Here is a 25,470-nt window from a genome sequence, read left to right on the forward strand (position 1 = left end):
GCGGGTTTTGGCCCCCCGTTCGGGCAATGAGCCAGTCCTCGAAATCCATCTCGGAGCGGGTGGAGGCACTCGACCTCCCCACCGAGACGCTCCGGGATTACTACCACATCCCTGTGGTGGCAGCCCTGTTCGCGTTCATGCTCTGGGTCCGAGCGCGCAACTGGGGCGCGTACGTGCAGGGGAAGGAGGTCCTGTTCTCCGGGAACGACGCCTACTACCACTACCGGATGGTCCAGTACACGGTCGGGAACTGGCCCGCCACGATGCCGTTCGACCCGTGGACCAGCTTCCCGACGGGCACGAGCGTCGGTCAGTTCGGCACCCTGTTCGACCAGCTCATCGCCACCGGCGCGCTCATCTACGGCCTCGGCTCCCCCACGGAGTTCCAGGTCAAACTGGCGACGCTGTTCGCCCCGGCCGTCTTCGGCGCGCTCGTGGTCGTCCCGGTCTACTTCCTCGGCAAGCGTCTCGGCGGGAAGTCCGGCGGCGTCATCGCGGCGCTCATCATCGCCCTGACGCCCGGCCAGTTCCTCACCCGCTCTCTCGCCGGCTTCTCGGACCACCACGTCGGCGAGACGCTGTTCATGGCCACCGCCGTCGTGTTCGTCCTCGTCGCGCTCGACGTGGCCGACCGCGACCGGCCCATCTGGGAGCTGTTCACCGCCCGTGACTGGGACGCCCTCCGCCCGACACTGCTCTGGTCGGCCCTCGCGGGCCTGTTCGTCGGCCTCTACATCTGGGTGTGGCCGCCCGGCGTCTTCCTCGCCGGCATCATCGGGGTCTTCCTCGTCTGCTATCTCCTCGGGACCTACCTCCGCGGGCACAGCCCCGACCACGTCGGCATCGTCGGCGCCGTGATGATGACGACGACGTTCCTCGTCACCCTCGTCCCCATCAACACGTTCTCGTTCTCCGCGACGCGGTTCTCCATCGCTCAGCCGTTCGTGGCCGCCGCTGCCGCGCTCGCGTGCGTGGTCATCGTGGGCGGGAGCCGCCTCTGGGAGCGGCTCGATCAGGAACTCCCGCGGGCTGCGTTCCCCGTGGCACTGGTCGGCGCGGGACTCGTCCTCCTCGGACTGGTCGCCGTCGTCCTGCCGGACGTGTTCCAGTTCTTCCAGCGCCAGCTGCTCCGCGTCGTCGGCTTCGGCGCCACCGACACCGCCCGGACGGTCGCCGAGGCGACGCCCATCCAGAACCCCGGGCAGTTCCTCTACAACTCCTACGGCCTGGCGTTCTACACCGCGGTCGGCGCCCTGGTCTATCTCACCTACACCTCCCTCCGCGAGGACCACATCGACCCGGTCGGCACGTTCGTCGTCATCTGGTCGCTGTTCCTGCTCGCGGCGGCGTTCACGCAGCGCCGCTTCGACTACTACTTCATCCTCTCCGTCTGTACGCTGAACGCCTTCCTCGCGAAGCAGGTGTTCGACCTGCTCGACGTGGGCCAGATGGCCGAGGACATCACGAGCATCAAGGGGTACCAGGTGCTCTCCATCGTGGCCGTCCTGCTCGTCATCACCGCCCCGCTGGCCATCCGGCCGGGTGGCGGCACGTACTCGAACGTCGTCGACACCTCCGAGCAGCAGTCCTCGCCGGGGTCGGTCCAGAACTGGCAGTCGGGCCTCATCTGGCTCGACGAGCAGACCCCCGAGGAGGGCAAGTTCGGCGAGAGCCCCGACTCAGCGCTCGAGGATGGGAAGTACGGGACCTACGAGAAGACGGACGACTTCCAGTATGGATCGGGTGACTATGGCGTCCTCGCCTGGTGGGACTACGGCCACTGGATCACGGTCCTCGGCGACCGGGTTCCGAACGCCAACCCGTTCCAGCAGAACGCCGAGTACGCTGCCGAGGTTTTCCTCTCGACCAACGAGTCGTACGCCCACGAGTCGATGGTGGACACGAGCGGCGACGGCGAGCAGACCCGGTACGTCATGCTCGACTACCAGATGGGGCAGGCCGGGACCCGGAAGTTCAGCGCCCCGGCTGCGTGGCAGCGCCGCTACGCTGTCGACAACGACACCGGCGAGTTCGTCGTCGAGCCGTACCCCGGCGGGAGCGACACGCTGCCGGACGGCCTCCGGGCGCTCCGCGCCGGCGACCTCCAGCAGACGGCGTACGTCATCCAGCAGACACAGGCCGGTAGCCGCGTCATCACCCGGTACGCCATCCACTCCCAGCGGTCGATGGAGAGCATGCGGACGCGGCTCTACCAGTACCACGGGAGCCGCGCCGAGCCGACCTTCAGCGACGGGAGCGTCGTCGTCGCCGACTGGGAGCGCGTCGACTACCGCGGGACGACCCTCCCGGGTATCACGGCTGCGACCCAGCCCGTCCGGACGTTCCCCAACCGGACCGCGGCCGAGCAGTACGTCCGCCGTGACGGCACCGCACAGATCGGCGGCGTCCTGGGCAAGCCCAGCGAGCCGGTCCCGGCACTGGAGCATTACCGGCTGGTCTGGGCCTCCGGACAGAGCGTTCAGACGCCCATCAGCCGTGCCTTCGGCCTCTGGTCGCGCCTCAATCAGCGGCCGCCCCGGCCCATCGAGAGGACCTCGTACCTGAAGACGTTCGAGCGCGTCGAGGGGGCGACTATCCAGGGCGAGGGGCCCGCGAACACGAACGTCACCGCCACGGTCCAGATGCGCATCCCCACCAACGGGCAGACGTTCACCTACGAACAGCAGGCCCGGACCGGCGACGACGGCCGGTTCACGATGACGGTGCCGTACTCGACGACCGGGTACGACCAGTTCGGCCCCGAGCAGGGCCGTACCAACGCCTCCGTCAGAGCGACGGGGCCGTACAGCATCACGGCACCGCCGACGGTGGAGGGTGACGAAATCACCCGGTACCAGGCGAACGCGACCGTCTCCGAGGCCCAGGTCATCGGCCGCAGCGACGAACCCGTGACCGTGACGCTGGAGGGCGAGGTCATCTCCGTGAACGACGGAAACAGCACCAACTCGACGGACTCGGGGAGCGGGACGAACACGACCGACTCCGGCGGCTCGGACACGAACTCCACGTCGTCGACGCCCACCCCGACGCCGACGGGCACGGCGACCCCGACGGCGACGCCCTCGGGGTCGCTCGCACCGCCGGCCTGGCTGACCACACCGCTCGCGGCCGTCCTGTGATGCCGGAGCCGGAGTCTCCGAGCACCGAGACGACCGTGGAGACCGGCGAGGGTGGTTCCGTCCTCCCGTGGTGGCTGTCGGTCTACCTGAAGGGCGCCGCGATGGGCGCCGCCGACACCGTTCCCGGGGTTTCGGGCGGGACGGTCGCACTCATCGTCGGGGTCTACGAGCGACTGGTGACGGCCATCACCGAGCTGGATCCGCTGGCCGTGCTGTTGCTCGGTGACATCCACACCCGCGCCGGCCGGGCCGCGCTCATCGACCGACTCCGCGAGATGGAGGTCCCCTTCCTGCTCGCGCTCGGTGGCGGTATCGCGACGGCCGTCGTCACCCTCTCGCGGGTACTGGAGTTCGCGCTGGAGGAGCATCCGGGGCCGACGTTCGCGTTCTTCTTCGGCCTCATCGCCGCGAGCGCGGTCGTCCTCTACGGTGAGGTGGATGTGGGCACCCCCCGCCGGCTGGCGGTCGGTGTCGTCGGTGTGGTCGTGGCGTTCCTGCTGACCGGGCCCATCTCCGGAGCCCTTCCGTCGACGCTTCCGGTCGTCTTCATCGCTGGCTCGATCGCCGTGACCGCGATGGTCCTGCCCGGAATCAGCGGCTCGTTCCTGCTGCTCGTGCTGGGGCAGTACGAGTTCATGGTGACGACGCTCGGCGACTTCGTCGACGCCGTGCTCGCGGCCGTCACCGGCGGCGGCACCGACCTCGCCAGCACGGGCAGCGTCGTGGTCACGTTCTGTGCGGGCGCCGTGGTCGGCCTGCTGACGGTCGCACACGTCATCCGCTGGGCCCTGGACCACTACCGCGCCGCGACGCTGACCTTCCTCGTGAGCCTGATGGTCGGCGCGCTCCGGCTCCCGGCCCGGGAGATCTTCGATGCCACCACCCGGTTCTCCGCGGAGACCGCCGCGGTGTTGCTCGGGGCCGGACTCGTCGGTGGCGCCCTCGTGCTGGGTCTCGACCACATCACGGCCGACCTCGGGCTCTGAATGCCCGCGGGCGAGTCGGACGGGACCGCGACGGGACCGCTCGCGGCCGTGCTCGCCCGTCTGTTCGGTGACGACGCCGATGTCGTCCGGGACCGGACGTTCCAGGTGCTCCTGCTCGGGAGCGTCGTCTCCCCGATGGGGTCGTCGGTCGTCTCGCCGGTGCTGGAGTCGCTGGCGACGCCGTACGGCGTCCCGGTTGCGCGCGTGGGCCTGCTGATGGCCGCATTCACCGCGCCCTCCATCGTCGCCATCCCGCTCGTGGGAGCGCTCTCGGACCGGGTCGGTCGCAAGCCGGTTCTCGCGGCTGGACTCGCGCTGTTCGCCGTCGCCGGCGGCGCGGCGTCGTTCACGGCCGACTTCCGCGTCGTCGTCGGCCTCCGGCTCGTCCAGGGCATCGGCTACTGTGGCATCGGGCCGGTCCTCATCGCCAGCGTCGGGGACCTGTACGCAGGCGAGCGCGAGGCGACCGCGCAGGGACTCCGGTTCGCCACGGTCGGGCTCTCGCTGGCCCTCTTCCCCGTCGTCGCGGGCGTGCTGGTCACCCGTGGGTTCCAGCTCCCCTTCCTGTTGTTCTTCCTGGGCCTGCCGGTCGCGCTCGTCGTCCTCCTGGTGTTCGAGGAACCGACGCGGGCGGGCGCCGGGGGAGGGGGAGGGGGAAGGGGAGGGGGGACCGACGGGTCGGAACCGGAGGCCACGGTCGGCGCCCTCGTCGAGCGCCTTCGCGACCCGCTGGTGCTCGCGGCACTCGTGGGCCGGGCGGTGCCCTCCTTCGTGTGGTTCGCCTTCCTGACGTACGCCTCGGTCGTCACGGGCCGTCTCCTCGGTGGGTCGCCGGGCGTCGCGGGGCTGGTCGTCGGGCTCGCCAGCCTCGGGTCGGCGGTCGGCGGGACGCAGGTCGGCCGACTCACGGCGACCTTCGACAGCCGTGGGCTCCCCCTCGCGGCGACGATGGCGGTCTGTGGCGCGGGACTGGCACTGTTCGGCCTCGCGACCTCGGTGCCGATGGCGGCGGCAGGGGCCGCATTCGTCGGCGCCGGCTTCGGGACCGTCCTCACGCTCTATCGCTCGACGGTGACGGGCCTGGCCGACGCCAGCGCTCGCGGGGGGCTGGTCAGCGTCGGCGAGTCCGTCGGCCGCGTCGGTTCGACGGCGGCCCCGCTCGTCCTCGGGGGACTCATCGCGGCCGGCGAACCCGTCCTCGGCTTCGAGGCCGCGGTCCGGTACGTCCTGCTCGGGACGGCCGCCCTCGGAACGGTCGCGGGACTCGGCCTCGGGCTGCTGGCCGGGCGAGCTCACACGCGAGCCACCGACGACGAGGGCGTCTTCGAGGCCGACTGACGGGCGCCCCGGCTCCCTGACGGCCGCTCCGCTCGCGGGACGACCACTTCCGCTCCGCTGCCGAACGATTGAACTGGCCAGCGGTCGGACATCGAGTCGAGACCACGATGCGCCTCGACGAGTTCATGGACGGGCTGGACGACGGGACCGAGGCGCTGAAGCGCCAGCTCGCCGAGGAGAAGTCCTACGCCATCACGGACCACCTCGACGAGGTGCAGCGCCGCTTCGACGAGGTGGCCCAGGGCGACTCCCTGTTCGGGTCGACCTCGCCCTCCATCTTCGTCGGTCGGAGCCAGTACCCGGACGTGACGGCCGGCGTCCTCGCCCCCGTGGGCGACGAGGAGCGCGCCGCACAGTACGAGACGGGGAGCCACTGGTACCGCGAGGGGTTCGGTATCGAGGACGTGTTCGAGGCGCGGACGAACCTGCTCAACTCCACCCAGCGGACGAACGTCCACGTCGCCGACGAGTGGACCGGCTTCACCGGCGTCCAGCGCGAGGTGGCCATCGCCGACCGGCCCGTGGACGTGGAGGTCGGGCTGGATGGGCCGCTCGACCTCGACCTGGACGTGGGGTTCGACGACATCGCGACGCCGACCGGACCGCGGGCGCAGGCCGAGCACGCCGAGCTAACGGAGAACCCACACGTGCCCAGAGCGGTCGAGAAGACCCTGGAGGACGACGACTGGAAGGCCGAGGGCGCGATGAGCTACCTCTACAACCGGGGCTTCGACGTGTACGACGTGAAGACCATCCTCTCGGCGGGCGCGCTGGGGCAGACCGAGGAGCGCCGGATGGTCCCGACCCGCTGGTCCATCACCGCCGTCGACGACACCATCGGCGGTTTCCTCCGGGGCGGCCTGCGGAACGCCAACACCGTCGACGAGGTGGAGGTCTGGTACAACGAGTTCCTCGGCAACCGGTTCTGGGTGCTGCTCGCGCCGGGCGACTGGGAGTTCGAGCTGGTGGAGATGAAGGCGCCCGGCTCCGTCTGGAACCCCCACGAGGACCGCGGTTACCGCGTCGCCTCGGACCGCGAGGGGTACGAGGGCCGTACCACGTACGTCGACGAGACCTCCGGCGCGTACTACGCCTCGCGGCTCGGCGTGCTCGAACACCTCCGCGAGCGCGACCGGCAGGCGAAGGTGCTCGTCCTCCGGCACGTCACCGAGGACTACTGGGGTCCCGCCGGCGTGTGGCAGGTCCGCGAGACCGTGCGCAACGCCTTCCGCGACGGGCAACCGGGCGTCGCCGAGACCTTCCACGACGCCGTGCGTGAGGTGAGCCAGCGGCTCCCCATCTCGATGGACGGCCTCCGGCGGAAGTCCGAGATGGTCGCCGGGTTGCAGTCGACGCTCGGCGAGTTCGGTAGCGCTGGCGGCGTGGACCCGAGTGGAACGGTCGGGGATGGCGAGATGGCCGAGGATGGCAGGACAGCCGGGGACGGCGGGACGGTCGGCGGTGGTGCCGGGGACCACGACGGCGGCGAACCGACGCTCTCCGACTTCGAGTGAGTGGCCGCGCGTCCCGAGCGACCCCCCGTTTTTTGCCCCTTCCGGGTGCGTGTTCGGCCGATGCTGGTACCCCTCCAGTCGATTCCCGGCGCCCCGGAACTGCTCATCATCGTGCTGAACCTCGTCCTCGGTGTCGCCATCCTGCTGGCCATCCTCGGCGGGTTCTACTACTTCGTCGACCGTACCAAAAGTGGGGGCAGCATGGACGAACGCTTCGACCGCGTCGAGCGCGAGGTCGGCGGGGTTCAGGCGCGCGTCGAGGACCTCGACGACCGGGTCACCGAACTGGAGGAGCTCCGGACCCGTGTCGAGGAACTCGAACGCATCGTCGGAACGGACGGTGGGGAGGAGTAGTCGGGAAGCGTCACGCCCCAGGCTGGGTCGTGGTTCCGTTCCGAGTCGGTTCGGTGGCGTATCGGCGACGCTTCCCGGGCCGATGGCCGATCACTCGGCGGTGTTCAGGTTCGCCCACGCGGCCTCGACCAGGTCGCCCGTGTCCGCGATGATGTCGGCCATCGTCTCGTCGTCGGGAGCCATCCCGGTCAGACGGGCGAGCTTCATGATGGAGACGTGATAGACGGTCTGGACGCCGGGCTCCTCCTCCCAGACGACGACGTTGCAGGGGAACAGGCCGCCGGCCCGCTTGTCGCTCGCATCCAGCACGCGGTCGGCCATGTTCGGGTTGCACGCACCGAGCACGTAGTACGGGTCCCGACCCGCATCGACCTTCTCGTTGAGCATCTCCGAGGGGGAGAACTCCGTGGCGACGCCGAAGCCCTCCTGCGTGAACGCCTCCCGGACGTGCTCGATGGCCTCCTCGTGGTCCATGTGGAGCGTCGCGCGCTTCTCGCCGATGTCGTCGCCGTCCAGCTGTGTCGGGTCGATGGGGAGCATCGTACCGTCCGGACGCCCGTCAGCCACAAAACGGTTCCGACAGATATTCACTGATTGCACAATATTGGGCCGTTCGCGCGACGTGCCTGCCTTGCAGTCGCTGATCGTGTGCGTGTATCGCGCCCGTCGGCTTCCGGCGGCAGTCTACGGCCACGCGCCTGGATGGGTGACCGTTCGATGCGCCGGCCGGGGCGGGCGGCAAGGAGAAGCCGTCTCCGCAGGCTACCGGGACACCCGTACGGGTCGGATGGCTCGTTTTCAGTCCTCGGCTGTCGGGACGGGGCCGGTGCCGACGACCGCCTCGACGGCCTCTTCGAGCGCGTTGCGGGTCTCGAAGTAGGTCTCGTCGGTTTCCTCCAGCACGTCACCGAGTTCGCGCGGGCCGTCGGGCGTCCGGATGACGGTGTCGCCCTCGCGGCGCACGACCTCGCTGTGCTCGATGCCGTAGTGGAGCCGGTGGCTCACTCGCGCGAGGGGCGCCCCCTCGACGTCGGTACCCTCGCCGAGTTCGACGGCGGGCTCGTCAGCCTCCTCGTCCTCGTCGCTCATACCCAACCCTTCGGGGGTTCGCTCATACCGTTTTCGAAGCCGGAGCGCCCGCCGGTCGTGTGCAGATACGCACCCGGGCCGGTAGCTGTAGGGAGTGTAGTTGGAGGGAGATGCAGAGCGAGGAACCGCGAATAGAACCGGTTTGGAAGCCCCTGGCCGCTCGACCGTCCGCGGCTCGCTGCGGTCCTCGGCGGCCTTCGGCCGCCTGCGGTCCTTGCTTCGCCGGGGCCGGGTCGAGCGGCCAGCCCCTTCCATTCCACCCGAGAGTGTCCGGTCCACGGAGCGTCCGCACCGAGCCAGCACGGTGCGAAGCGACCCTGGAACGCCGACCCGGGCGGGACTGAAAGGGGCCGAGCACTCCGCGGCTCCCGGGCGACGTAAGGACCGCAGGCCGCCTCCGGCGGCCGAGGACCGCAGCGAGCCCCGGAGCCCGGAGCGCTCGGGGGCTTTCAACAGGGTTCGGTCGGCGCTGTCACCAGAGAGCCCTTCTGTATCTTCGCACCACCAAGCCACCATCGAGTCCGACCTGAATGCGCCCGCCGGGACCACAAACGACACGTCGCGCCCGGCCGCGGAGTCGCGCATGAACAAGACTGGCGCGCGGCGACGGACCGGTGCGGGGGTCGAGCCGTGACCGAGGTCCGGCTCGCGGGCGAGGGGCCGGCCGTCGAGGCCGTCGAGGCGGCGCTCGCGGACACCGACGCGACGGTCGACCGGACCGATTCGGACGCACTGAACGGTGCCGACCTCGGCGTCGTCGTCGCGCCCGTCGGCGCCGACGCGTTCGAGACGGCGGCCGGGACCGCACGCGAGGCCGGCACCCCGTGGCTGGCGGTCGAACTCGGCGGTATCGGCGGCCACGCGCTCCCGAGCGTCGACGCCGCGGTCGCCGGCTTCGGCCCCGGAACGGCCTGTTTCGACTGTCTCCGGACGCGGGTGGCCGCGGGACTGGGCGGCGAGGCCCCCTCCGTCGACGGGACCGCGTCGGTCGACCCGGCGACGGCTCGCTTCGCGGGCGCGCTCGCCGGGCGTGCGGCGGCCGACCTCGTGGCCGGCCGCAAGACGGCCACGCTGGGCAGTGTCGTCGAGGTTCCGCACGCCCAGCGCCGGGTGCTCCCGGTGCCGAACTGTGCCTGCGAGAGCGAGGCGCCCGGGCCCGCCCTCGACCGTTCCGTCGTGGACCGCTCGCTCGACGAATCCGTCGACCGGCTGGAGCGCGCGGTCGACCGGCGACTCGGGCCCGTCCGTGAGATCAGCGAAGCCGAGTCGTTCCCGGCGCCGTACTACCTCGCCGAACTCGCCGACACGCGCGGGTTCAGCGACGGTGCGACCGGTGGGCTCGCGGCGGGCGTCGCGACCGACTGGAACGCCGCGCTCGGGAAGGCACTGGGCGAGGGACTCGAACGCTACGCCGCCGCCGTCTACCGCACGGAGGCGTTCGAGCGCGCGCCGGCTGCCGGGGTCGACGATACGGTCCCACCGTCGGCGTTCGTGCGGCCGGAGACGGACGGTACCGACGCGGGCGAGTGGCACGCCCCCGACCCGAGCGAGACTATCCCGTGGGTCGCGGGTGAGGCCCTCGCGACCGGCGAGCGGGCCTGGCTCCCGGTCGAGTTCGTCGTCTTCCCGCCGCCGGGGGGTGCGCGCCACCGCCCGGCCATCACGACCGGACTGGGCTTCGGGAGTGGTGTCGACGCCCTGCTGTCCGGGCTCTCGGAGGTCATCGAGCGCGACGCCGCGATGCTGGCGTGGTACTCGACGTTCGAACCGATGGGACTCTCGGTGGGGCCCGACACCCTCGCGGACGCGCCCGAGGACGGCCCGCTCGCCACCTTCGAGACGCTCCGGCGCCGTGCCCGCTCGGAGGGGCTGGAGACGACCGCACTCCTGCTGACCCAGGATATCGACGTGCCGGTCGTCGCCTGCGCGGTCCACCACGAGGAGGCGGACCGCTGGCCCCGGTTCGCCGCCGGGATGTCGGCGGCGCTCGACCCGGCGGCGGCCGCCCGGGACGCCCTCTCCGAGGCGCTCCAGAACTGGATGGAACTGCGCGGGATGGGCCGGCAGGGGGCCAGCCAGCAGCAACCGAACGTGGCACGTGCGGCGGACCTCCCGCGCGGTGTCCGAGCACTCTGCGACCCGGAGACGACCGTCCCACTGGGGTCGGTCGGGTCATCGACTCCGCCGACCGGTGCCGAGGCACTGGAGGCGCTCGTCGAAGCGCTCGCGAGCGCCGACCTCGACGCCTACGCCGCGCGGCTGACGACCCGCGACGTCGAGGCGCTCGGGTTCGAGGCGGTCCGGGTTCTGGTCCCCGGCGCGCAGCCACTGTTCAGCGGAACGCCGTATTTCGGGGAGCGTGCCCGTAAAGTCCCGGAGACGTTCGGGTGCGAACCGCGCCTGGACCGTGCGCATCATCCGTTCCCCTGATGCCGCTGACGCCTGCCCGGGCCACTGCAGCGCCGACTCGGGCATCGAGGTGACCCGTAGTTTAAGGGCAACTGGTTGTGGACATCTCACTACCAATGGGTGTGGGTGACCGGGAGCCGAGCGCTACCCCGGGTCGACAGCGGGCGTCCGCCAGACGCGACGGCGCGAGTGGCATCGAGGTCGACGCCATCGCCGACCTGGGTGTCGACTTCGCTTTCCGACTCGACACCGGCGGCACGGTCACCGCCGTTTCCGGTGACATCGAGTGGCTCCTGGGAGCCACCGCCGAGGAGGTCATCGACCACAAGTTCGAGCAGTACATCGCCGCTGGGTCCCTCGAGACCGCGTACGACGCGCTGGACGCGGTGCTGTCGGGAGAGACCGTCCGCGGGATGGCACTCCGGATTGCCGGTGACGAGCGCCCCTGGATCGAGGTGAACGCTGAGCCGGTCCGGAACGCGGAGGGCGAAGTGGTCGCCGTGCGCGGAGCTGCTCGCGAGGCGACCGAGCGCCGCCGGGCCATCGAGCGCCACTCGGAGGCGATGAAGGGTGCCATGGACGGGATGGCGCTGCTCGACGACGACGGCTGCTATCTCTTCGTCAACGACGCCCACGCCGACCTGTACGGGTACGACCGCGAGGAACTCCTCGGGAACCACTGGTCCCAGCTCTACGACCCGGCCGAGCAACGACGGCTCGAACGGGAGGCGCTGCCGGAGATGGTCGAGACGGGCGGCTGGCGCGGCCCGGCCGTCGGCCGGCGCGCCGACGGCTCCACCTTCCAGCAGGAACTCTCGCTGAGCGACCTCGAGGATGGCTTCGTCTGTGTCGTTCGGGACGTGACCGAGCGGACACGACGCGAGCAGATAATCGACGTGCTCGACCGGGTGCTCCGGCACAACCTGCGCAACGAGATGAACGTGGTGCTGGGCGAGGCCGGGGACATCGCCCGGAACGCCGAGGGGGAGCAGGCGGCTGCCGCCGAGCGAATTCGTGACCGCGCCCGGAGCCTGCTGGCCGTGAGCGACACCGCGCGGACCGTCCGCGAGGTGGTCTCGGGCGACCACGAGACCGACCATCTGGACCTCCGCTCGGCCGTCCGGCAGGCCACCGACCAGGTCGAGGCCGGGGGACACGACATCGCCACCAGCCTCCCGGAGCGCCCGCTCCACGTGGCGTCTCCCGGGTGCCGACACGCAGTGCGAGAACTCATCGAGAACGCCGTCGAACACGGCTCGACGAGCGGTCCGTCGGAGGCCGGGTCGGATGGCCCTGACGGCACCGCCCCGGCGGTCAGCGTCGACCTCTTCAGCTCCGAGGACCCGGGGGGTGCGCCCGTGGCCGTGCTTCGCGTGGCCGACAGTGGTCCGGGTATCCCCCGGATGGAACGCCGCACGCTGGAGGAGGGCTCGGAGACACCGCTGCGCCACGGCCAGGGGCTCGGTCTCTGGCTGGTCAACTGGGTGACGACGGAGGCCGGTGGCGACCTCTCGGTCGACGAGTCCGACGACGGCGGGACCGTCGTCGAGATGCGGCTACCCCTGGCCGACAGTGCGGACGGGTGAGGCGGGCGGCCCGCCTCAGATGCCGAACGTCGCGCGGAGCATGTCCCGGCTCCCCGGGCCGAGGCCGACCGCGAGGATGGCGATGAGCAGCAGGACCGCGTACCGTGGGCTCTCCTCGAAGATACGCCGGTCGAAGACGTAGATGACGGCGGTCGCGGCGACGAGCTTCACCGCGAGGAACGGCCACGAGGTGCCGATGGCGGTCGAGAGCCACTCCGGCTGGACCGACTGTGTGATATCGACGATGATGCGGTTGATCGGGTGCTTCGAGCCGTACTCGACGGGGACGCCGATGTAGTCGAGCCAGTCGGCCGACAGCACGTTCGCCACGCCGTCGACCGCGTGGCCGAACAGGACGACGAGCCCTGCACGCCCGGTCCCCTCGTTGATCACGGGCGCGTAGCGTTCGGCGCCCGCGTAGATGATGACCGCGAGGACCGCCGCGAGCACCAGCGTGACGATGGTCATCAGCGGGTAGAACCCGACGCCTGGAATCTCCGGGGCGATCTGCGTCGGGACGAACCAGAACAGGAAGCCGGTCGTGGCCAGCAGCGCGACGGCGCCCACGCCGAAGACGAAGCGGTGGTAGCTCTCGACGACCTCGCGCCGGTCCAGTGCGACCCCGACGACGAGCGCAGCCAGCGTCACCGCGAAGACGGTGAAGTAGATGACCGGGCTGATGATGAGCGTGTTCGCCGGGTACGAGAGCAGGTTCTCGACGCCCGCTTCGAGCGCGGCGTTGTTGGCGTCCTCGACGACCCGCAGCGCGCCGCCGAAGAACATGAACGGGGTCAGCGCGAAGAACAGATCCAGCGACTCGCCGACCTCCAGGTAGCGGAGCAGGTAGAGGACCCCGATGAGGAAGAAGACGAGCGTGATGGCGTAGCCGGCCTCCGAGACGAGCGTGTAGCCCGGCTCGGCGACGATACTGCCGGCGTTGCGGGCGGCGCTACAGCGGGTCTCCCGGAACAGCAGCTCCGGGCCGCTGTCGGTCATCACGGCACAGCGGGCGCCCTGTGCGTCCGCGAAGACGGGGCCCCAGAAGTAGTGCCAGAGGAAACGGTCCCAGACGAGGCGGGGGAGGGCGGCGGCCCCGGCGGTCAGCGCGACGACGGCGGCCGCCAGCGTCGCGAGCCACGCCCGTTCCGGGCTGATATCGAGGTCGAACCGCTCTGTCGCGGCCATGTCCGGAGACCGGCGCGCCCGATGTTTCAGCGTTCCGGACCTGTGCCCGGGCGACGCACCGGCCCGTCCGGTCGCTGTGGTCCGGAACTGCCCCGGTGTTTTAGCCGGCTGCGGCCCTGCGCCCGCGTATGGATATCCTCGTCGCGGGCGGTACCGGCTTCCTCGGCCGGTCGGTCTGCGCTGCCCTCGTCGACCGGGGGCACCGGGTGACCGCCGCGTCGCGCTCGCCCGACGGCGTGGCGCTCCCCGAGGCGGTCGTGCGGGCCCCCGCGGACGTGACCGAGGACGACCTCCGGGGGCTCGTCGCGGGCCACGACGCGGTCGTCAACCTCGTCGCGCTGCCCTCGCACGTCCAGCCGCGGGCCAGCCACGAGGCGGTCCACCTCGGGGGGACCCGCCACCTGCTCCGGGCGAGCGAGGCCGCCGGCGTCGACCGGCTCGTCCAGCTCTCCGGACTCGGCGTCGAGGACGATGTCGAGACCGGGTACTTCCGGGCGAAGCGCGCCGCCGAGGCCGCCGTCCGGGCATCCGGACTCGACTGGGTCATCTACCGTCCGTCCGTGGTGTTCGGCGACGGCTGCGCGTTCCTCCCCTTCCTCGAACGGCTGGGCCGCTTCGGCGTGGTTCCGCTCCCCGGGGGCGGGCGGACGCGGCTGCAACCGATGTGGGTCGACGACCTCGCACCGATGGTCGCCGCGGGGGTCACCGATTCCCGACACGTCGGCGCGACGTATCGGCTCGGCGGGCCCGAGCGGCTCACGCTCGCGGCGGTTCTCCGGCTGGTCGCCGACGACCCGGTCGTACTGCCCGTCCCGATGCCGGTCGCGAGAGCCGGCGCCGCGCTCCTCGATCGGGTGCCCGGCGCTCCGGTCGGGCTGGACCAGTACCGCGCCACGACGCTCGACAACACCGTGGCCGACAACGACGTGACCGCGTTCGACACCCCCGAGTCGTCGCTCCGGCGGCTCGGTGACTACCTCCGGGAGCGCGAGGACGGGGCGACGCCGACCGCCCCTGCGGATGCGACGGACACGACGGGCACGACGGGGGTGACCGACCCGTGAGTGCGACCGGGTACGGCCACCGCGACGGGTCGCGGCCGACCCGTCGGCTCCGACTCCGCGGCTACCGGGTGACGGACCTGACCGCGGCCGCCGGAGCCTTCGTCTGGGCGGGCGTCGTCGCCGCTGGCCTCGGCGATATCGCCCCGCTCTCGGCCGTCGACCGTTTCGTCGCGCTGGCCGTGCTGGTGCTGGTCCCCCTCGGACTCGGCCAGGTGCCGTCGCCGGACTCCCGACTCGGGGTGCTGGCTGCCCGTGGTGCCATCGTCGCCTCGTTCCCGGCGGCGCTGGCGGTCGTCGGGGCCCTGTCGCTCCCCGTCGGGTCGCTGCCATCCGTCCTGCTGACGCTCCCGTGGCTCGCTGTCACCGGTGCTATCGCCGTGGCCGGACTCTCGCGGCTCCGCGAACGGGGACTCGACTCGCTTCCGGAACTGTCTGTGACCGCGGCGCTGCTCTACGTCCCGGTCGGCGCGGTGGCGCTGGTCCTGCACCGGGCCGGCGTCTTCCTGCGCTTCGAACCCATCATCGTCCTGCTGACGGCCGTCCACTACCACTACGCCGGGTTCGTCCTCCCGCTCACGGCCGGCCTGACCGCGCGCGTCGTCGACGCGGACGGGGGGTTCGAGGGGCCCGTCGGTCGGCTGGCCGCCGCCGCGCTCCTGGTGCTCGTGGGGAACGTTGCGCTCATCGCGGTCGGAATCACGTTCTCGCCGCTGCTGGAGGTCGTCGCCGTGGCACTGTTCACCGTGGCGGTGGCCGTGTTCGCCGCCGTCGCGCTCCGCCGGGCCGTGCCCCGGCTTCCGCGGGTACCGGCGACGCTGCTGGCGGTCGCGTGCTGTACGCTGTTCGCCTCGATGGCGCTCGCGCTGGCCTACGGCTACTCTGCGTTCCGTCCGAGCGACGCGCTGGTCGGCATCGGGACGATGGTCCGCTGGCACGGCGCACTCAACGCGTTCGGCTTCGCGGTTCCGGCACTGCTCGCCTTCCGGCTGCTGGATGATTGATGGCCCTCTGACGCGGGGATTCCCGATGCTACTCCCGTCGTCGCGCCCGCGCCAGCTGCCACACCAACAGGACGGTCCCCGCGGCGAGCGCGCTCGTGACGCCGAACCCAGGGCCGTCCCGGACCGCGGGACCGCCGCCCGTCCCGTTCCCGTCGTTCCCGTCACCATCCAGCAGGCCGGGCTCGGGGGTCGCCGTCGAACTGCTCGCGTCGTAGGGGTCGCTCCCCTGTCCGAGCTCGGCGGCGTTCGTGACGCCGTCGCCGTCCACGTCGTCGCTGGTGGCGACGGTGAGGCGAGTCGACTGCTGGCCGTAGAACGTCTCGACGCGCAGCGTCGCCTCGCCGGCCGCGAACCGGACCGTCGACGGGTCGCCACCGGAGACGTTCACGGCCGTCGTCCCGTTCCCGGCCCGGACCACGACACCGACTTCCGGGTGGCGAACACGGACCGGTATCCCAGCGGGGAGCGGGGTGTCGGAGACGGAGACCCACTCGTCGCCGCGGCGCCACTCCGCCCCTGCGGGGTCGACGGTCACGTCGGGGGCGGGATAGGCATCCGCGACGGGCGAGGGAACCGGCTCCGACCCGTCGACGTGGCGGTCGAGCCAGTCGGCCTGTGACTCGCCGGCCGTCGCGTCCACCATCGACTGGAAGTCGGCGTACGTGACGTTCCCCTCGTGGGCGTTCAGCCGGCGGAACACGTCCTGCAGGGTCCGCGACCCGTTCGTGGATACCCGGATACGGCGGTCGAGCGCCGCCAGCGTCCGGGCTCCCCGGGTCGCCCACGCCCGGTACTGCGCGCCGGTTGTCCCCGTCAGCACGGTGTCGCCGAAGCGGTCCGGGACCCGGAGCTGGCGGTCGAACCGGGCCTCGGTGATACTGCCGCGCTGGTAGGGGGTCAGCGCCATGTAGTAGAACGCGCTGGCCTCCGTGAACCACTGCATCTCGGGCGTCGACGTGTAGTTCTGCCGCGTGTGGACGTACTCGTGGACGAAGATGGGTTCGTGGACGCTGGTCCCGTTCGGCCCGGTCGTGGTGGCGGCGTCCGCGGCGATCCACATGTCCGCGCTGGTCGCCAGGCCGCCCACGCCGCCCTCGCCCCCCTCGACGCCGATGGGTCGCGGCGCGATGAACGCCGTCACGGCGGGGTCGCGCGCCCCGATCCGGATGGTGCCGGCGAGACTCGCGAGCGTCTCGGCGTACGCGCTGGCGGTCGCGTTCGTCTCCACGACGGTCGGGTGGACGACGGTGAACCGCTGGTCCGCCCCGGAGGCGTTCGCCACGCGGTAGGGGCCGAGATAGGCCATCGCCCGCCCGGCATAGCCGTTCGGTACCGAGAACCGGCGTTCGTAACTCGTCTCGCCGAAACTCCGCCACGAGTACGCGGCGTCGAAGTCGGTCATGTCGACCAGTGCCCAGTCGTCGGTCGCGGCGAACCTGACACTCTCCCCGACCGTCCGGTTGACCGGTGCCCGGTAGGTCAGCGTCGGGTCCTCGGTCCGACCGTCCCACTCGTACGTCCCCCCGTCGGTCCGGCTGAACCCGTCGGTTCCGGTCACCTCGGCGGTGCCGGGGAGCGTGACCCGGAACTCGGCGGTCGGCTCCGTGATGCCCACACCGAGTTCGACGCGGACCGTCCCGGGGTCGGCCAGCCGGACGGTGTGGCGGACGGTCCCGGTGGGGACCGGACTCGCCACCGCGGAACCATCCGTGTCGGCTGCGGCCGACGGACCGTCGGCCCCAGCTCGGGACGGCTCCGGGACGACCGCCGCGGCCGGGGCGCCGGCCGTCGCCACGAGAAGCACGGACACCACGACAACGGCCGCACGGGTTCGCATGCCCACCCGTCGAACACCACGCCGTATAGCGCTTCTGGCCGTTCCCGGTCGCCCTCGAACTGGGGCCGTTCCCAGGACTCGTCAGGTGGCTTCCAGTAGGATGATGCGGGGGAAGACCGCTCCGAGGCGGCCTTCCGCACGAGTTGCACGTGCGGGGGATGGGATTCGAACCCATGGACCTCTACAGGAGCGGATCTTGAGTCCGCCGCCGTTTCCAGGCTTGGCTACCCCCGCGCGCACCGGAGAATCCGGCGTTGTCGGGCAAAACCGTTGCGGAGGCCGGTCACACCCGTGAACCGGGTCGCGGGAACCGGGCCGCTGAAATCACGGGCGCGCGTACGGCGGGGTATGACCAAGCCCCCGCATCTCTATCGCGACCCCGACCTGGAGTCACGCGACGACCTCCTGCTCGAGATCGCGGTCGGGAGCAGTCGCCGGCGGCTCGAACTCTCGGACCGGGTGGTCTCGCTGCTCGTGGACGACCTCGAATACGAACGGCCGGACGTGGTGCCGTTCGTGATGGCGAAGGCGTTCGTGCTCGCGGGCGGGGCGACGCTCCCGGAGCGCGGGGGCGACGACGAACGCGACCTCGCCTGGCGACTGGGTGGCGCCGACGGCGGCCGGAAGGCGTCGACGGCCGACCTCGAACGAACCGCCGAGTACCTCGAATCCGTGGAGGTGCCCGACCGGTCGCTGGAGCCCCTGCAGGAACTGGTCCGGTCGAGCCGGCTCGGGGAGTTCTGTGACCCCGACGCCATCAGCGACCGCTCCGAGCGGGTCAACCGGCTACGCGACATCGCGCGGGACCTCTGAGGCGATTGGGGCCGAGTGGTGCCCCCGCCTCAGGCCACGAGCCGGATCTCACACGCCGGGCACTCGGGCTCGTCGAGCAACTGCTGGCTCGCGAGGTCGTCGACGCAGATGTGACAGTAGTAGGCACCGCAGTCCGCGCACCGCTCACCGCCGGGGACGCCGACCTCGACGGCGTCACCGCATCGCTCGCACTCGACCGTATCGGTCGCCGCGTCAACGTCCATGCACCACGGTTACGTGCCCCACGGCAAGAAGCTTCGGCTCGTTACGACCGCCGAACGGCGAGGGCATACTGACCGACGCCGTTACGGCCCTCGCGGCGGAAGTCGAGGTATGGACGACCACACCCGTGACCCGAGCGTGGGCCCGCCGGCCCGCGGCGACCCGGCGGGGTGGCGAGCCGACGGCCGGTGGGAGCATGGGACCCTGCGGCGGGCGACCGTCCACGGCGTACGCCTCTACAACAGCGGCGAGTTCCACGAGTCACACGACTGCTTCGAGAACGTTTGTGCCAGTGTAAACAATCCGTACCAGCGGAATCCTTGATAATGGACGACCACACTATTGACCCGGATATTGCTCCACCAGCTTCGAGCAACCCAACCGGTTGGTCCGCCGACCGGAGGGAATCAAACGGTTGGGAGCATGGCACGCTCCGACGCGCTGTGATTCACGGCGTCTGTCTGTACAATAGTGGCGAGTTTCATGAATCACATGATTGCTTCGAAGCGGAGTGGTACAACTACGGCCGCGGCTCCACCGAGAGCAAGTTCCTCCACGGGATGGTGCAGGTCGCCGCGGGCGCGTACAAGCACTTCGACTTCGAGGATGATGATGGGATGCGCTCGCTGTTCCGGACGGCGCTCCAGTACTTCCAGGGTATCCCCCGGGACTACTACGGCGTCGACGTACTCGACGTGCGGACGGTCCTGACGAACGCACTCTCTGACCCGACGGCGCTCCACGGTTGGGCCATCACGCTCGACGGGGAGGTCCGGGAGGCCGGCACGGAGGATTTCGCCTACGCGGAGTCCCTGGAACACTGACCGACTGGGTCGGGGCCTCGTTGCTTCCCCTCGGGTTCGGTCGCTATCTGCGCAGATGAGTATAGCTGGCAGAAATATCAAATAAGTCCCATATATGCATATTATTCCAGATATTGGCTAGGGTGCTGAGAAATACGGTGCTCCTCCACGCTGTGGAGGGGCCGGCCGGCTCAGTATTTGGGGTCGGCGCCGGTGACCTCGTACAGCTCGTCCATGACGGCGTCCCGGCGGTCGCGCCAGGCCTCGAAGCCGTCCGGCGAGGTCGGATAATCGTCGTAGATATCCCGGAGGTCGGCGGCGAGGCCGTTGACCTTCCGGAGCTCCAGCAGGGTGCCCCAGTGCCCGAACGTCCTGACGAGTGTCTTCAGCTTGAGGCCCAGGCTCATCGAGGCGGTCCCGTCGCGGGCCATCACGTCGGCAATCTGCTGGCCCGGCAGCGCCGAGATGACCGAGACGAGGTCGTCCACGTCGTAGGTGCCACCCCAGATGTTGTACAGGTCCATCGCGGCGAACCGCTTGCCGAAGTCGGTCTGGACCTTGCGGTTGTAGTCCCAGAACGCGGCCTCGTCGTCCGTGGTGCCCTCGGAGATGGCCTCGACGGCCTCGAGCGCGGCCCAGTAGCCGGCCTTCGCGGCGCCGGGGATGCCGCCGCCCGTCGTGGGGTTGACGTGGGCCGCCGCGTCGCCGACGGCGATGAAGCCCGGCGCCGTCGCGGAGTCGTACGGCCGGCGGGTCGGGAGCGCGGCGCCGAGCTTGTCCTTGACGGTGGCGTTCTCGAACTCCGGGCGCGTGCGCACGTCGTCCCGGAGGACACTCACGAGCTTCATCGGGTCCTTGTTCATCTGGAAGCCCAGGCCGACGTTGATCTCCGTCTTCGTCCGGGGGAAGTACCAGAGGTAGCCCAGCTCCGCGGTCGGCTTGAACACGAGCGCGTCGTGGTAGTCGACCGGCTCCTGGACCTCGATGACCTCGCGGTAGGCCGAACAGAACTGCGAGTAGCTGACGTTCGTGTCGAAGGTGGGGTCACTCAGGTCGGTGCGGTCCTGGAGGATGGAGAGCGCGCCCGCGGCGTCGATGGTGACGTCGGCCTCGTAAGTCGTCACCGAGCCCTTCGAGGCGGTCTTGACGCCCTCGACCTTGCCGTTCTGGATGACGTCCTGGACGACGGTGTCGTAATGGATGTCCGCGCCGGCCTTGGCGGCCTCGTCGAGGAGGATCTCGCCGTAGCGCTTGCGGTCGACGACGGCGCCGCCGTCACCCTGCATCTGGATGTCGAGCGTGCCGCCCTGGGGGTTCTCGAACACCGCGCGCCGGATGCCGTCGTTCGTGAACGATTCCCGGCGGAGTCGCTCACGGTCGATCACGTCGGGGAACGTCGACGTTCCCTTGACGGCGTCGCCGCAGGCGATGTGCCCCGCCTCCTCCTCGGACTTGCGTTCGAGGATGGCGACGTCCACACCCTCGCGGGCAGCCGTGGCTGCGGCGAACGCGCCGGCCGTCCCGCCACCGACCACGAGGACGTCGTACGTCTCGGCTGGCATGTTCGGAGGTTATCCGACCCGAACTTAAAATACACTCCTTTCGGGTCGGCTCGCGGCCGCCGGCGTCAGTCGAGTCCGAATCGGCCGAGCAGCCCGTCGTCTCCCTCGTCGCTCTCGTCGTCCGCTCCGTGCTCGTCACCCTCGCCGGGAGCCTTCGCATCCGTCTCCGGGTCGGTCCCTGCCCCCGACGCCCCGGGGCCGCCGCCGTCGGCTGCGCTGTCGGCCTCGGCCTCGACGGCCCGGCTCCACTCCTCGAGACCGTCGGCGAGCCGGTCGTAGGCCTTCGCGGCAGGCGCATCGGGCACGCTGTAGCGGACCGGTTCGAGGTCGGCTGTCCGGCTGTCCTCCGGGATGACGCCGACCGCCTCGACGCCGACCTCGTCGGTCACGGCCGTGACGGTCGTCTGCTCGTCGGCCCGGTTCACGACGGTCCCGACGAGCGAGGCGCCGTTGCGCTGGCACTCGATGGCCGTCGCGTTCGAGGTCTGGATGTGGGACTCGTCGGTCGAGGTCACGACCGCGACGCCGTCGGCGACCGTCACCGGTGCCGTCGCCGCTACCGACTCCCCGCCCGTGTCGATGATGACGGCGTCGTAGGCCATCACCAGCTCCTGGAGGACGTCCTCCAGCTCGTCCGGGTCGGTCGCCGCGACGCGCCGGTCGGAGGGCCAGCCCGCGATGACGGGGACGGTGTCGATGTCGGGGAACTCCGTCTCGTCCACCCCGGCGAACTCCTCGTCCCCGGCGCGGAACGCGGTCCGGTCGTCGGCGAGCGCCTCCCGGTAAGCCAGGAGGTCCGCCTCGGGAACCGTCTCGGCCGAGAGCTCGTACTCGGTGGTCGCCTCGCGGATTGTCGCGTCGCCGTCGAACACGTCGTCGAGGGTGTGTTCGGGCTCGATACCGAGGCGCGAGGCGACGTTGCCGCGGAGGTCCGCGTCGAGCACGGCGGCGTACTGGCCGCCGGCACGGAAGGCGACGGCGACGTTCAACGCTGTCGCCGTCTTGCCGGCCCCGTCCGCACCGGCGACGGCGTAGATATCCATGGGTACGGGTACGTCGTCGTTCCTTTAATAAACTGTCCCACTATTGCCCGGTTCTAACGTTCCCGGGGGAACCGTGACGCTCGGTCGTTGTGCTCGCACCGTCCCTCGGTGGGCCTCCAGCCGCCGCCTCGGACTGTCAACAGTTACTTACACCCCATTGGCCTAGAACCGGCAATGAGTCAGCAGGACGCCGAACAGTCGGACAAACAGAAGTACGAGTTCAAGAAGGTCATCGAGGAGCTGAAGGATTTCGAGGGGTCGGGCACGCAGCTAGTGAGCATCTACATCCCCGAGGACCGTCAGATCAGCGACGTCGCCCAGCACGTCACCCAGGAGCACTCGGAGGCCTCGAACATCAAGTCCAAGCAGACCCGGACCGCGGTGCAGGACGCGCTGACCAGCATCAAGGACCGGCTGAAGTACTACGACACCTTCCCGCCGGAGAACGGGATGGTCATCTTCTCGGGCGCCATCGACAGCGGCGGCGGCCGAACGGAGATGATAACGCGGACGCTGGAATCACCGCCCCAGCCCATCGAGTCGTTCCGCTATCACTGCGACTCGGACTTCCTCACGGGGCCGCTGGAGCATATGCTCGAGGACCAGGGCCTGTTCGGCCTCGTCGTCCTCGACCGGCGCGAGGCCAACGTCGGCTGGCTCCGGGGCAAGCGCGTCGAGGCGGTCAAGTCCGCCTCCTCGCTGGTCCCCGGCAAGCAGCGGAAAGGTGGCCAGTCCGCCCAGCGATTCGCCCGGCTCCGACTCGAGGCCATCGACAACTTCTACCAGGAGGTCGCGGGGATGGCCGACGACCTGTTCGTCCCGAAGCGCCACGAGATGGACGGCATCCTCGTCGGTGGCCCCTCGCCGACGAAGGACGAGTTCCTCGACGGTGACTACCTCCACCACGAACTCCAGGACCTCGTCCTCGGGAAGTTCGACGTCTCCTACACGGACGAATCCGGGCTCAAGGACCTCGTGGACGCCGCCAGCGACGTACTGGCCGACCACGAGGTGATGAAGGACAAGCGGCAGATGGAGGAGTTCTTCGAGGAGCTCCACGACGGCGAGCGGGCCACCTACGGCTTCTCCCAGACCCGGCAGAACCTCATGATGGGGTCGGTCGACCGCCTGCTCATCTCCGAGGACCTCCGACAGGACGTCGTCGTCTACGACTGCGGCGGGAAGGAGGAGTTCGAGACGGTCAGCCGCCGTGCCGAGACGCCCGAGCACGAGTGCGAGAACGGCACCGAGGCCGAGGTGAAAGAACGCGAGGACGCCATCGACCACCTCATCGAGATCGCCGAGCAGCGCGGTACGGAGACGAAGTTCATCTCCACCGACTTCGAGAAGGGCGAGCAGCTGATGACCGCGTTCGGCGGCGTCGCCGGCATCCTCCGCTACTCGACCGGCGTGTAAGCGGGCGGAGCTGCTATCGCGTCAGGGCTTCTCGCGCTGCCCGAGGTCGATGCGTCCGGTTCCCCAACGGCTATTCGGCTCGGCGTCGGAGTTCGAACCGACATGAGTGACCAGCAACAGCAGCGCGTCGGTGGTCCGGAGTCGCGTGGCATGCCGATGCTCGGCCTCGGAACGTGGCAGAACGACGACCCGGACCAGTGCGCGGAGACGGTCGCGACGGCACTCGAGACCGGCTATCGACACATCGACACGGCCCAGGCCTACCGGAACGAGGATGCCGTCGGCGAGGGAATCGAGCGGGCGGACGTCGACCGCGAGGACGTCTTCCTCGCGACGAAGGTCTGGATCGACAACCTGAGCCACGACGATGTCATCGCGACGACCGAGGACAGCCTCGACCGCCTCGGGGTCGACTACGTGGACCTCCTGTACGTCCACTGGCCCGCCCGCGAGTACGAGGCCGAGGAGACGCTCGGCGCGTTCGAACAGCTCCGGAACGAGGGGCTGGTGGAGCGCATCGGCGTCTCGAACTTCGAGCCCGACCACCTCGACCGGGCGACGGAGGTGCTGGGGGAACAGCCGTTCGCCAACCAGGTCGAGATGCACCCACTCCTCCAGCAGCGCGAACTGCAGCGCTACACCGAGGACAACGGCGTCGAGCTGGTCGCGTACTCCCCGCTCGCCCGCGGCCAGGTGTTCGAGGTCGACGAGCTGACGACCATCGCCGAGCGCCACGGCGTGAGCGAGGCGCAGGTGTCGCTGGCGTGGCTCCGCGAGAAGGGCGTCACCGCCATCCCGAAGGCGACGGGCGAGGACCACATCGTCGACAACTGGCGGTCGCTGGCCCTCGAACTGAGCGAGGAGGAGGTCGCCACCATCGACGCCATCGAGGAGACCGACCGCCGGGTCCACCCCGACTTCGCCCCCGAGGCCTGGAGCGCGTAGCGCCCCCGAAGCCGACGGCTGTACCAGCCCGAAACGGACGGGCGGAAGGTTGACGTATGGCGGCCGCAACCCCATCGACATGGCGACCGAGCAGCGCGACGGCGTCGTCGACGGCGTCCGTCTCGACGTGCAGCGGTTGCACGAGACGTGGATGGAACTGTTGTTCCCTCGCCAGCGTGGCGCCCAGCACTCGGTGCTCGGCAAGTGGAAACCCTCCACCACCGGTGACAAGGCGAAGTATCGCATCTGGGGCGCCCTCGGTGTCCCCGTCGTCCTCGTGTTGTACCCCCTGATGTTGCTCGGCGTGGCCGTCCGGTTCTACTCGCGCCGGTTCGACAGTCTGGCTACCCGCATCGGCCTGGGTGGCACGGTCCTCGTGATGACGGTCATCTGGGGAGCGCTGACGGCCATCGTGAGAACGTACGGCGGCTTCGGGCAGGTCGGATTCATGGCCGTCCTCGTCGCGAGCGTCACGGCCGTCGTCTCCTCGGCGCTCGCCTTCATCTTCTGGGCGAAGGGCGGCCGGGCGACGACGGTCCTGCTGGCGTACCCGTTCGGGGTGACGGCGCTGTTGCTCCCACCGGTCGTGGCCGCCTTCTACTCCGATACGGTCGGCGCCGTCGTGTTCACGCAGAGCCGGCAGATCGCCATCGTCCTGCTGAACCAGGTGTTCCAGCCCATCGGGCTCAAGGACCTGCTGGAGTCGCAGTTCGAACTCCAGGGCTTCGCCTTCGTCCTGATGTGGTTCGGCATCGCGGTGCCGCTGGGCTGGCTCCTCGGTCTGGTGGTGACGCTGGCGAACCTCACCCGCCCGCAGGAGGACGAGGACGAGAACAAATCCGGCGGTGCTGAGGCATCCGACGACTGACCGCCACGGAATCGGCAGGCCTCCCCGCTGGACCAATCCTCATTAGCGAGTCCCGCCTACGCCCGGTATGGAGTTCGACCTGACCGTCACGGCCGGAATCTTCGCCGCCATTATCGCGGTCGGCATCGGTGGCCTCGTCGCCGCACCCATCCCGATGGAGACCAGCACCATCCTCATGATGGTCCTCCCATCGACCGTCGTGTTCGGTGTCATCTGCCTCGCGCTGGGTGTGAAACACGGTGAGTTCCGGGCGGGGGCGTCCGGCGGGCTATAAGCTGAAAGCAGAAACTCATCC

23 protein-coding genes and 1 tRNA gene are annotated in these 25,470 nt (G+C 70.1%); 16 read left to right on the forward strand and 8 right to left on the reverse strand.

Translation table 11 applies throughout. The features are described from left to right. Nucleotides 1–26: 26 nt before the first annotated feature. The 5 genes from NL114_RS15405 to NL114_RS15425 all read left to right on the forward strand — a co-directional run bounded on the left by NL114_RS15405 (nucleotide 27) and on the right by NL114_RS15425 (nucleotide 7,332). Complete coding sequence (locus NL114_RS15405) at nucleotides 27–3,140, forward strand: oligosaccharyl transferase, archaeosortase A system-associated (RefSeq protein ID WP_254821806.1); 3,114 nt, start codon at nucleotides 27–29, stop codon at nucleotides 3,138–3,140. Beyond that, on the forward strand, nucleotides 3,140–4,126 hold the full coding sequence (locus NL114_RS15410) for a DUF368 domain-containing protein (RefSeq protein ID WP_254821807.1): 987 nt from the start codon (nucleotides 3,140–3,142) through the stop codon (nucleotides 4,124–4,126). The genes NL114_RS15405 and NL114_RS15410 overlap by 1 nt, the downstream gene beginning before the upstream one ends. Further along, complete coding sequence (locus tag NL114_RS15415) at nucleotides 4,127–5,464, forward strand: MFS transporter (RefSeq protein ID WP_254821808.1); 1,338 nt, start codon at nucleotides 4,127–4,129, stop codon at nucleotides 5,462–5,464. Between the two features lie 107 nt (nucleotides 5,465–5,571). Further along, nucleotides 5,572–6,978, forward strand: coding sequence for a DNA repair protein NreA (nreA, locus tag NL114_RS15420; protein WP_286671076.1), 1,407 nt, complete (start codon nucleotides 5,572–5,574; stop codon nucleotides 6,976–6,978). A gap of 60 nt (nucleotides 6,979–7,038) precedes the next feature. Further along, complete coding sequence (locus NL114_RS15425; RefSeq protein ID WP_254821809.1) at nucleotides 7,039–7,332, forward strand: hypothetical protein; 294 nt, start codon at nucleotides 7,039–7,041, stop codon at nucleotides 7,330–7,332. A gap of 90 nt (nucleotides 7,333–7,422) precedes the next feature. On the opposite strand, the gene NL114_RS15430 is transcribed toward NL114_RS15425, so the two are convergent. Further along, nucleotides 7,423–7,872 carry a DUF302 domain-containing protein gene (locus NL114_RS15430; RefSeq protein ID WP_254821810.1) on the reverse strand — a complete coding sequence of 150 codons (450 nt, stop codon included), beginning with the start codon at nucleotides 7,870–7,872 and terminating at the stop codon, nucleotides 7,423–7,425. Nucleotides 7,873–8,130: 258 nt separating this feature from the next. Further along, entirely contained in the window at nucleotides 8,131–8,421 is a 291-nt protein-coding gene (locus NL114_RS15435; protein ID WP_254821811.1) for a DUF5789 family protein, read from the reverse strand. 630 nt (nucleotides 8,422–9,051) lie between these two features. Here NL114_RS15435 and NL114_RS15440 point away from each other — a divergent pair. Then, complete coding sequence (locus NL114_RS15440) at nucleotides 9,052–10,851, forward strand: YcaO-like family protein (RefSeq protein WP_254821812.1); 1,800 nt, start codon at nucleotides 9,052–9,054, stop codon at nucleotides 10,849–10,851. Nucleotides 10,852–10,952: 101 nt separating this feature from the next. Further along, entirely contained in the window at nucleotides 10,953–12,416 is a 1,464-nt protein-coding gene (locus NL114_RS15445) for a PAS domain S-box protein (RefSeq protein WP_254821813.1), read from the forward strand. A gap of 15 nt (nucleotides 12,417–12,431) precedes the next feature. Here the strand turns inward: NL114_RS15445 and NL114_RS15450 are convergent, their stop codons facing one another. Beyond that, nucleotides 12,432–13,601, reverse strand: coding sequence for a DUF63 family protein (locus NL114_RS15450; RefSeq protein WP_254821814.1), 1,170 nt, complete (start codon nucleotides 13,599–13,601; stop codon nucleotides 12,432–12,434). Nucleotides 13,602–13,729: 128 nt separating this feature from the next. On the opposite strand from NL114_RS15450, the gene NL114_RS15455 reads away from it, so the two are divergent. Further along, nucleotides 13,730–14,665 carry an NAD(P)H-binding protein gene (locus NL114_RS15455; protein WP_254821815.1) on the forward strand — a complete coding sequence of 312 codons (936 nt, stop codon included), beginning with the start codon at nucleotides 13,730–13,732 and terminating at the stop codon, nucleotides 14,663–14,665. Continuing rightward, a complete protein-coding gene (locus tag NL114_RS15460; RefSeq protein WP_254821816.1) occupies nucleotides 14,662–15,666 on the forward strand; it encodes a YndJ family transporter in 1,005 nt (334 codons plus the stop codon). Before NL114_RS15455 ends, NL114_RS15460 begins: the two co-directional genes overlap by 4 nt. Before the next feature lie 28 nt (nucleotides 15,667–15,694). Here the strand turns inward: NL114_RS15460 and NL114_RS15465 are convergent, their stop codons facing one another. Continuing rightward, a complete protein-coding gene (locus tag NL114_RS15465; protein WP_254821817.1) occupies nucleotides 15,695–17,503 on the reverse strand; it encodes a M61 metallopeptidase family protein in 1,809 nt (602 codons plus the stop codon). 150 nt (nucleotides 17,504–17,653) lie between these two features. Beyond that, nucleotides 17,654–17,737, reverse strand: a tRNA-Leu gene (locus tag NL114_RS15470). A gap of 114 nt (nucleotides 17,738–17,851) precedes the next feature. Here NL114_RS15470 and NL114_RS15475 point away from each other — a divergent pair. After that, nucleotides 17,852–18,316, forward strand: a complete 465-nt coding sequence (locus NL114_RS15475) for a hypothetical protein (protein ID WP_254821818.1) — start codon at nucleotides 17,852–17,854, stop codon at nucleotides 18,314–18,316. A gap of 29 nt (nucleotides 18,317–18,345) precedes the next feature. Here the strand turns inward: NL114_RS15475 and NL114_RS15480 are convergent, their stop codons facing one another. Continuing rightward, nucleotides 18,346–18,540, reverse strand: coding sequence for a hypothetical protein (locus tag NL114_RS15480; RefSeq protein WP_254821819.1), 195 nt, complete (start codon nucleotides 18,538–18,540; stop codon nucleotides 18,346–18,348). A 109-nt stretch (nucleotides 18,541–18,649) separates the two neighbouring features. Here NL114_RS15480 and NL114_RS15485 point away from each other — a divergent pair, with 109 nt between their 5' ends. Continuing rightward, a complete protein-coding gene (locus tag NL114_RS15485) occupies nucleotides 18,650–18,862 on the forward strand; it encodes a DUF309 domain-containing protein (protein WP_434084096.1) in 213 nt (70 codons plus the stop codon). Nucleotides 18,863–18,864: 2 nt separating this feature from the next. After that, the gene (locus tag NL114_RS15490; RefSeq protein WP_254821820.1) at nucleotides 18,865–19,362 is read left to right on the forward strand and encodes a DUF309 domain-containing protein; all 498 of its coding nucleotides are present in this window, start codon (nucleotides 18,865–18,867) and stop codon (nucleotides 19,360–19,362) included. Nucleotides 19,363–19,532: 170 nt separating this feature from the next. Here NL114_RS15490 and NL114_RS15495 read toward each other — a convergent pair whose 3' ends face one another. Both NL114_RS15495 and NL114_RS15500 read right to left on the reverse strand, forming a co-directional pair. After that, the gene (locus NL114_RS15495) at nucleotides 19,533–20,903 is read right to left on the reverse strand and encodes a geranylgeranyl reductase family protein (protein ID WP_254821821.1); all 1,371 of its coding nucleotides are present in this window, start codon (nucleotides 20,901–20,903) and stop codon (nucleotides 19,533–19,535) included. Nucleotides 20,904–20,968: 65 nt separating this feature from the next. Then, complete coding sequence (locus NL114_RS15500; protein ID WP_254821822.1) at nucleotides 20,969–21,946, reverse strand: MinD/ParA family ATP-binding protein; 978 nt, start codon at nucleotides 21,944–21,946, stop codon at nucleotides 20,969–20,971. 174 nt (nucleotides 21,947–22,120) lie between these two features. Between NL114_RS15500 and prf1 the strand changes: the two genes are divergently transcribed. The 4 genes from prf1 (at nucleotide 22,121) to NL114_RS15520 (ending at nucleotide 25,449) form a co-directional block, all read left to right on the forward strand. Beyond that, nucleotides 22,121–23,362: a peptide chain release factor aRF-1 gene (prf1, locus tag NL114_RS15505; protein WP_254821823.1), complete on the forward strand. Its 1,242-nt coding sequence runs from the start codon at nucleotides 22,121–22,123 to the stop codon at nucleotides 23,360–23,362. 102 nt (nucleotides 23,363–23,464) lie between these two features. Next, the gene (locus tag NL114_RS15510) at nucleotides 23,465–24,307 is read left to right on the forward strand and encodes an aldo/keto reductase (protein ID WP_254821824.1); all 843 of its coding nucleotides are present in this window, start codon (nucleotides 23,465–23,467) and stop codon (nucleotides 24,305–24,307) included. Nucleotides 24,308–24,386: 79 nt separating this feature from the next. Beyond that, on the forward strand, nucleotides 24,387–25,175 hold the full coding sequence (locus tag NL114_RS15515; RefSeq protein WP_254821825.1) for a hypothetical protein: 789 nt from the start codon (nucleotides 24,387–24,389) through the stop codon (nucleotides 25,173–25,175). Between the two features lie 67 nt (nucleotides 25,176–25,242). After that, on the forward strand, nucleotides 25,243–25,449 hold the full coding sequence (locus NL114_RS15520) for a DUF7333 family protein (protein WP_254821826.1): 207 nt from the start codon (nucleotides 25,243–25,245) through the stop codon (nucleotides 25,447–25,449). Nucleotides 25,450–25,470: the final 21 nt, after the last annotated feature.

Source organism: Haloglomus halophilum (assembly GCF_024298885.1).
GTDB lineage: Archaea > Halobacteriota > Halobacteria > Halobacteriales > Haloarculaceae > Haloglomus > Haloglomus halophilum.